The 6,317-nt window shown below is 63.7% G+C and carries 5 protein-coding genes and 3 pseudogenes; 4 read left to right on the top strand and 4 right to left on the bottom strand.

Annotated features, from left to right (window positions below):
• Positions 1 to 125: 125 nt before the first annotated feature.
• The 3 genes and pseudogenes from istA to OCW50_RS32705 all read left to right on the top strand — a co-directional run.
• The gene (istA, locus tag OCW50_RS32715; protein ID WP_262300367.1) at positions 126 to 1,595 is read left to right on the top strand and encodes an IS21 family transposase; all 1,470 of its coding nucleotides are present in this window, start codon (positions 126 to 128) and stop codon (positions 1,593 to 1,595) included.
• Positions 1,592 to 2,398: an IS21-like element helper ATPase IstB gene (gene istB / locus OCW50_RS32710; RefSeq protein WP_210805021.1), complete on the top strand. Its 807-nt coding sequence runs from the start codon at positions 1,592 to 1,594 to the stop codon at positions 2,396 to 2,398. The genes istA and istB overlap by 4 nt, the downstream gene beginning before the upstream one ends.
• Before the next feature lie 130 nt (positions 2,399 to 2,528).
• A pseudogene (locus OCW50_RS32705) lies at positions 2,529 to 3,392 on the top strand (IS110 family RNA-guided transposase); the annotation flags it as partial.
• A gap of 382 nt (positions 3,393 to 3,774) precedes the next feature.
• Here OCW50_RS32705 and OCW50_RS32700 read toward each other — a convergent pair.
• A pseudogene (locus OCW50_RS32700) lies at positions 3,775 to 4,485 on the bottom strand (IS701 family transposase); the annotation flags it as partial.
• Positions 4,476 to 4,838, bottom strand: a pseudogene (locus OCW50_RS32695) (transposase family protein); the annotation flags it as partial. The pseudogenes OCW50_RS32695 and OCW50_RS32700, both read right to left, overlap by 10 nt.
• On the opposite strand from OCW50_RS32695, the gene OCW50_RS32690 reads away from it, so the two are divergent.
• Positions 4,788 to 5,240 carry an ImmA/IrrE family metallo-endopeptidase gene (locus OCW50_RS32690; RefSeq protein ID WP_247654123.1) on the top strand — a complete coding sequence of 151 codons (453 nt, stop codon included), beginning with the start codon at positions 4,788 to 4,790 and terminating at the stop codon, positions 5,238 to 5,240. The pseudogene OCW50_RS32695 and the gene OCW50_RS32690 overlap by 51 nt on opposite strands.
• A 170-nt stretch (positions 5,241 to 5,410) precedes the next feature.
• On the opposite strand, the gene OCW50_RS32685 is transcribed toward OCW50_RS32690, so the two are convergent.
• A complete protein-coding gene (locus tag OCW50_RS32685; RefSeq protein WP_210805007.1) occupies positions 5,411 to 5,737 on the bottom strand; it encodes a helix-turn-helix domain-containing protein in 327 nt (108 codons plus the stop codon).
• Positions 5,734 to 6,081, bottom strand: coding sequence for a type II toxin-antitoxin system RelE/ParE family toxin (locus OCW50_RS32680; protein WP_210805005.1), 348 nt, complete (start codon positions 6,079 to 6,081; stop codon positions 5,734 to 5,736). The genes OCW50_RS32685 and OCW50_RS32680 overlap by 4 nt, the downstream gene beginning before the upstream one ends.
• Positions 6,082 to 6,317: the final 236 nt, after the last annotated feature.

Raw genomic sequence — 6,317 nt, 5'->3', positions numbered from 1 at the left:
CAAGATGTCGACCTTAGGGGCCGCCATGCGTAAACTGGTTCACATCTGCTTTGGCGTGCTTAGGAGCGGGACCGTTTACCAGTTTCCGCTTGCCCATCGGACTTGACCGCTCAGACGGTATCTACATGAAGTTCCGTCACTCCAACACCATTCCGATCGCCGCTGCCAAAGCCGGCTTCAGCCCCTCCACCGCCTATCGCCTCGACAAGGACCCGCGGCTGCCCTCCCAGAAGAAGGTTCCTCGCGGGCGCCGGCGCCCCGACCCGCTCGCGAGCGTCTGGGACAGCGAGATCGTCCCGCTGCTGCAAGCCGCTCCGAGCCTGCGCCCCGTCGCCCTCTTCGAGGAGATCATCCGCCGCCATCCCGACCTCGGCCCCGGCATTCGCCGCACGCTGGAGCGCCGCGTCCGCGCCTGGCGCGCCCTGCACGGCCCCGAGCAGGAGGTCATCTTCCGCCAGGTGCACGAGCCCGGCCGCATGGGCCTGTCCGACTTCACCGACATGGCCGATCGGGCCATCACCATCGCCGGCCAGCCGCTCGATCACCGGCTCTATCACTTCCGGCTCGCCTATTCCGGCTTCGAGCATGCCCATGTGGTGCTCGGCGGCGAGAGCTATGTCGCCCTGGCCGAGGGCCTGCAGAACGCCCTCTGGGCCTTGGGTGGCGCTCCGCGTGAGCACCGCAGCGACAGCCTCTCGGCCGCCTTCCGCAACCTCGATCGCGACGCCCGCGAGGACCTGACCCGGCGCTATGATGCCCTGTGCACCCACTACGGCATGCAGCCGAGCCGCAACAACACCGGCATCGCCCACGAGAACGGCTCGATCGAGAGCGTGCATGGCCATCTCAAGAAGGGGATCGAGGATGCCCTGCTGCTGCGCGGCTCACGCGACTTCGCCGATCTTGGTGCCTACCGCCGCTTCATCGATGAGGTGGTCGGGCGCCGCAATGCCCGCAATACCCCGCGCATTGAGGTCGAGCGCGCGACCCTTCAGGAGCTGCCGGACCGGCGCACCGCTGATTACGAAGATGCCATCGTGACCGTGACCTCGACCAGCGGCTTCGTCTTGCGCAAGGTGTTCTACAGCGTACCCTCGCGCCTGATCGGCCATCGGCTGCGGGTGCGCCTGTATGACGATCGCCTTGAGATTTATCTCGGCGGCACGCACCAGATGACGCTGCCGCGCGGGCGGGCCCATCCCAACGGCCGGCACGGGCATGTGGTCGATTACCGGCATGTGATCCATTCGCTCAGACGCAAGCCCATGGCCCTGATGGGACTGGTCTACCGCGATCAGCTCTTCCCCCGGCCAGCCTATGCCCGCGCCTTCGAGGCCATGTGCGCCAAACTGCCGGCCCGGGTTGCCTGCCGCACCATGGTGGATCTGCTCGCCCTGGCGCACGAGCGCGCCTGCGAGGCCGACCTCGCCGCGCGCCTCGACGAGGATCTGGAGGCCGGCCGGCTGCCGGATCTCAAGAGCTTACGCGCCCGCTTCAGCCCGGATGCCGGTGCCGTACCGGACATCACGGTCTGCTATGCGCCGCTCAGCGCCTACGAGGACCTCGCCCGCGTGGATCAGGGAGAGGTCGCATGACGAGCCCCGATATTGATGCCGGTCGCCTGACCCTGGCTTTGAGTGATCTGCGGCTGCCGGCGATCAAGGCGATCTGGCCGGAGTTTGCCGCCCGCGCCGACAAGGAGGGCTGGCCGGCGGCCCGCTTCCTGGCGGCTCTGGCCGAGCACGAGATGGCCGAGCGCGCCCGCCGGCGCATCCAGCGCCATCTCGACGAGGCCCGTCTTTTGCCCGGCAAGACCCTCGACAGCTTCGACTTCTCCGCGGTGCCGATGATCAGCAAGGCGCAGGTGATGGCGCTGGCAGCCGGCGACAGCTGGCTCGAGAAGGGCGCCAATCTGCTGATGTTCGGCCCGCCGGGCGGGGGCAAATCGCATCTGGCGAGCGCGCTGGGCCTGGCCCTGGTGGAGAACGGCTGGCGGGTGCTGTTCACCCGCACCACCGATCTGGTGCAGAAGCTGCAGAGCGCGCGGCGGGACCTGCAGCTCGAGGCGGCGATTGCCAAACTCGACAAGTACCATCTGCTGATCCTGGATGATCTGGCCTATGTCAGCAAGGATCAGGCCGAAACCAGCGTCATCTTTGAACTCATTGGCGCCCGGTACGAGCGTCGCTCATTATTAATTACGGCCAATCAGCCCTTTGGAGCCTGGAACTCGGTCTTCCCGGATCAAGCGATGACGCTCGCCGCGGTGGATCGTTTGGTGCACCACGCCACCATCTTCGAGATGAATGTCGAGAGCTACCGCCGCAGAGAAGCCATCGAGCGCAAACGGGGGCCAGGACGTCCGCCGACGCGCGCGACAATCAAAACCTCATCCTGATTGACGCTCGCAGCGACAATCAAGAAAGCGCTTGCATCTCTGTCGCGGGGCGACAATCATCATTCCGCCGCGACAGCCAATCGCCCGATCCTGATCGCCGCGCTCTCAATCCAGATCGTCGCGCTATAGGATCGAGAGCCATGTCGTCGATCCCGCCTCGATTGCGGTCTCCCGCCGCTGCCGGCGGGCCAAGACCGACAAGATTGACGGCGAGGCTCTGGTGCGCACGCTGCTGGCCTACAAGCGCGGGGAGCCGCGGGTCTGTGCCATGGTCCGGGCTCCCACGCCTGAGCAGGAGGATCGGCGCCGCATCAGCCGCGAGCGCAAGACGCTGACCGCCGAGCGGATCCAGCACGTCAACCGCGTCAAGGGCCTGCTGTTCGCGCAGGGGATCGGCGACTATGAGCCCCTGCACCGCGACCGCAGAACAAGGCTCGAGGCGCTCACGACCGGCGATGGCCGGCCGCTGCCGGTTCATCTCAAGGCTCAAATCAGCCGCGAACTCGACCGGCTCGATTTGCTGCTGGAGCAGATCAAAGCAGTCGAGGCCGAGCGGGATCACCTGCTCGCCTGTGCCGACGAGGAGGCCGGCGCCGTGCCACCCGGGCGCCTGCTTCCCCTGAAAGGCATCGGTCGGGAAGCCGCCGCTGTTCTGTGGGTGGAGGGCCTGTTCCGCACCTTCGCCAATCGCCGGCAGGTGGCCGCCTATGCGGGCCTGGCCCACCCCCTGGAAGAGCGGATCGGTGGATCGCGAGCAAGGCGTCTCGAAAGCCGGCAATCCGCGCCTGCGCACCACAATGAGCTCGCCTGGCTGTGGCTGCGCCATCAGCCGGCCTCGGCCCTGAGCCAGTGGTTCCAGGAGCGGGTCCGGCGCAATGGCGGGCGCCTGAAGAAGTCGATGATCGTGGCGCTCGCCCGTAAGCTGCTGATCGCGCTCTGGAAGTATGCGATAGCCGGAGTGATCATCGAGGGTGCCGTGATGAGGCCTGCGTAAGGCACGGCACGACTGGGTGGATGTGCTTCGCCGGACCCTGATCAGGCCCGGCGGATCCAGGTGGACGGACCGATGTGCAATAGGGCGTTCAGTGCCGCACTACAGAAGGGTCCCGTCGCCTGAGCCCCCGTCCGCTGCAAGCGGGATGATGGTGCGGCTGCGTGCGCGCAGCGACCGGATGTGAGTGGGAGCTGGCGCTGGACACGGGCCAGATCATGCAACGGGCTCAGACCTTGGATGCCAAACACCAGCCGGAGATCTGATCGGTGTTCCGATGAACCAGCATCTTGACGGACCAATGCCCATGTGAGTTGCACCTTTCGTTTGCGATGTGAGGCTTGCGCCATCGCCTGATGCGCGCGGCGCCAGGCGGACCAAGCGATCACGAGGGCAGGCTCAATCCGGCGCTGCTGGAGGCGTGTGGCGACGCGGCGGATTTCCTGGACAGACCAGCATACCAACGCTGCAGCCTGGCTTCGTCTCGACTTTTTTGGGGTGAGGTGAAGCGGTTGGCGCGCTCGCGCACCACCGCCAGCATGGCAAACGCCAGCATCACCAATGAGACGTGCCGGTGCCAGCCATGCCAGGAGCGCGTCTCGTTGTGGGTGAGCCCCAACTCGGTCTTCGCCGTCTCAAACGCATCCTCGATCGCCCAGCGCTGGCCTTCCACCCGCACCAGCTCTTCAATCGGCGTGCCGGCTGGACACCAGGTCGAGAAGAACGCCAGGTCCCCATCAGAGAGGTTGCGGCGGATCAACAGGCCGCGCGTCCACAGGCCGGTGAGCGCCTCGTTGTATTCCTCCGCCTCAAGATCGGCCAACTCGACGTACGCCCAGTCATACAAGCGCGCTCCCTTGGTGCCGTCGCCCGCCGACAGGCGCTGCCAGGTCTCAGGCGCCAGAGCCTTGGCAATCTGCTCGGCCGTGCCGGCCACTTCGGGCTTGTCGATCCAGGAGGAGAACTGATCCGTGGCATGCGCGCCCAGCACGTAGCCCTTGCCGGCCCGGCGCAACTGCATCTCGATGGCTCCCACACCATAGATCGTGTCGGCAGCGACCCAGTCGAAGGGGACGCCGGCGGCAAGAGCCCGTGTGTGACCTTGAATGGGAAGGCACGGACCGCCTCTTTCAGGAAGGCGACCGCGCTTGTGGCCAGTTCGTCATCATAGACGGCCAGGTGCACCCAGCGCGAGCAGCGGTCAATGGCTACATAGAGAGAGCGCTTGCGCCGCTCCCCATTGGCGGTCTGCAGCTTCGGCAGATGCTTGATGTCCATGTGCACGAAGCCGAGATCGTAGTCCTTGAACGTGCCGAGCTTGCGCTTGCGCTGCTGCGCCGGCGGCAGGCGGCCTAAGCCTTCAGCCTTGAGGATGCGGTAGACTGCATCCCGGTTGAGATGCGGCAGGAAGTGCGTGACCACAAAGGTCAGATCATCCAGCGGAAAACCGAGGTAGCATACCCTCGCGGGAAGAAAGGCCAGGCTGAATTTTCCGCCGTTACCTTGTGCAAAGGACCTCACCGCCTCATCATCCATAATGATGGTCACCACAAGAAGCGTCAGGCCGCTAACATCGCTCATGAATTGAGCCATGAGCTTTTGATCCATCCATCGAAGCCTCTGCTCAATGAGACCGGCTCCAGGCACTACGACGCTAACATCGAAGAAGAAGCCGCTTGGCTTGGCCCAGCCCTTCTTATTTCAGAAGAGGCTGCCCTTCTCGTCGCAGAGCGCAAATACTCCCTCACCGAAGCGTCTGACATTTATGGCGCCAGCGAGGAGGTTGTGCGGATGCGCTTGAATGTGACCAGCGCCTATCGGCGAAGCCGATCAAAACAACAGGCAGCCTAAAACATAGATGCTTATGCTCGTGTTAGCCCCTCGCGCGTAGCCGCATAGGCGCGACTATGCTTTCCATTGAAACTAAATAACTATATTGTGCATCTTTCATAAAAACTTCCGCCGCAGAAGACTCGGGACCGAGAACGCGTCGATCGTCTCTGTCGCGTGCAATGTTTACGTCAACGATGCGCTAGAGCAGGAGGATGACGCTTGGCACTCGACCGTACCTTCACATTGACATCAACCTGCTGACCGAGGCGGCCGAGCACCGTCATTAGCCGGTCCACGGTGAACCGGTCCAGCTTGACGTTGCGGATGCGAGAAAAGTCGGCGGCCGCGATCCCTGTCAGCTCGGCGGCCTCGCGGACCGTCAGGTGCCGGCGATCGAGCGTCTTGACGATCTGCGCCGCCAGGATCGAACGCAGCTGCTCTAAGTCAGGGTTAGGCAGGACAAGATCGCGGAAGACGTTGCCACTGCCTCGCACCAGTTCAAAATCGTCGTTCATCGCAAGGCCTCCTTCAGCCGTTTCAGGCGGTCACGGATCAGGTCGATTTCGGCTTTGGGCGTGCCGATCCCGCTTTTGGACTTCTTTTGGAACGCATGCACAACCCAGATCTCATCTCCTATCTGCAGCGCGTACACGACGCGGAATGCATCTCCCCGGTGCTTTAGGGCCAGCTCCAGCACCCCTGAACCAAGCCCTGTCAGAGGTTTGGCGATATCAGGGTGCCCGCCCTCGGCCACGACGGTCAGGGCACGGGCCATTTCCTGCCGTGTCCCCAAGGGAAACTCCTCAAAATCCTTTCGGGCCGCCTTGATCCATGAGATCGGCCTAGTCTTTCTTGCCATATAGGCCGTGTTGTCATATTTGACAACATGGCGTCAATAGATTCCTACAAACTTTCGTTCGCCGCACCAACGTCCATCAGGCTTGAAGGGGCCAGAACAAGATCTGATGTGGCCTGCCCCATGTGGGTGATCCGGGTGTGATGTTAATTCAGGGTTGGTTTGGAGCTGCCCCCATATGTGATCCACGGCCTATGCAACTTTCCGGGCTTGATGAGTTTGTTGGGCGAAGGCGTTCG

It is taken from the genome of Microvirga sesbaniae (assembly GCF_025460805.1).
Lineage (GTDB): Bacteria > Pseudomonadota > Alphaproteobacteria > Rhizobiales > Beijerinckiaceae > Microvirga > Microvirga sesbaniae.
The sequence above is the reverse complement of the archived record's forward strand: the minus strand, read 5'-3'. Positions and strand labels throughout refer to the sequence as shown.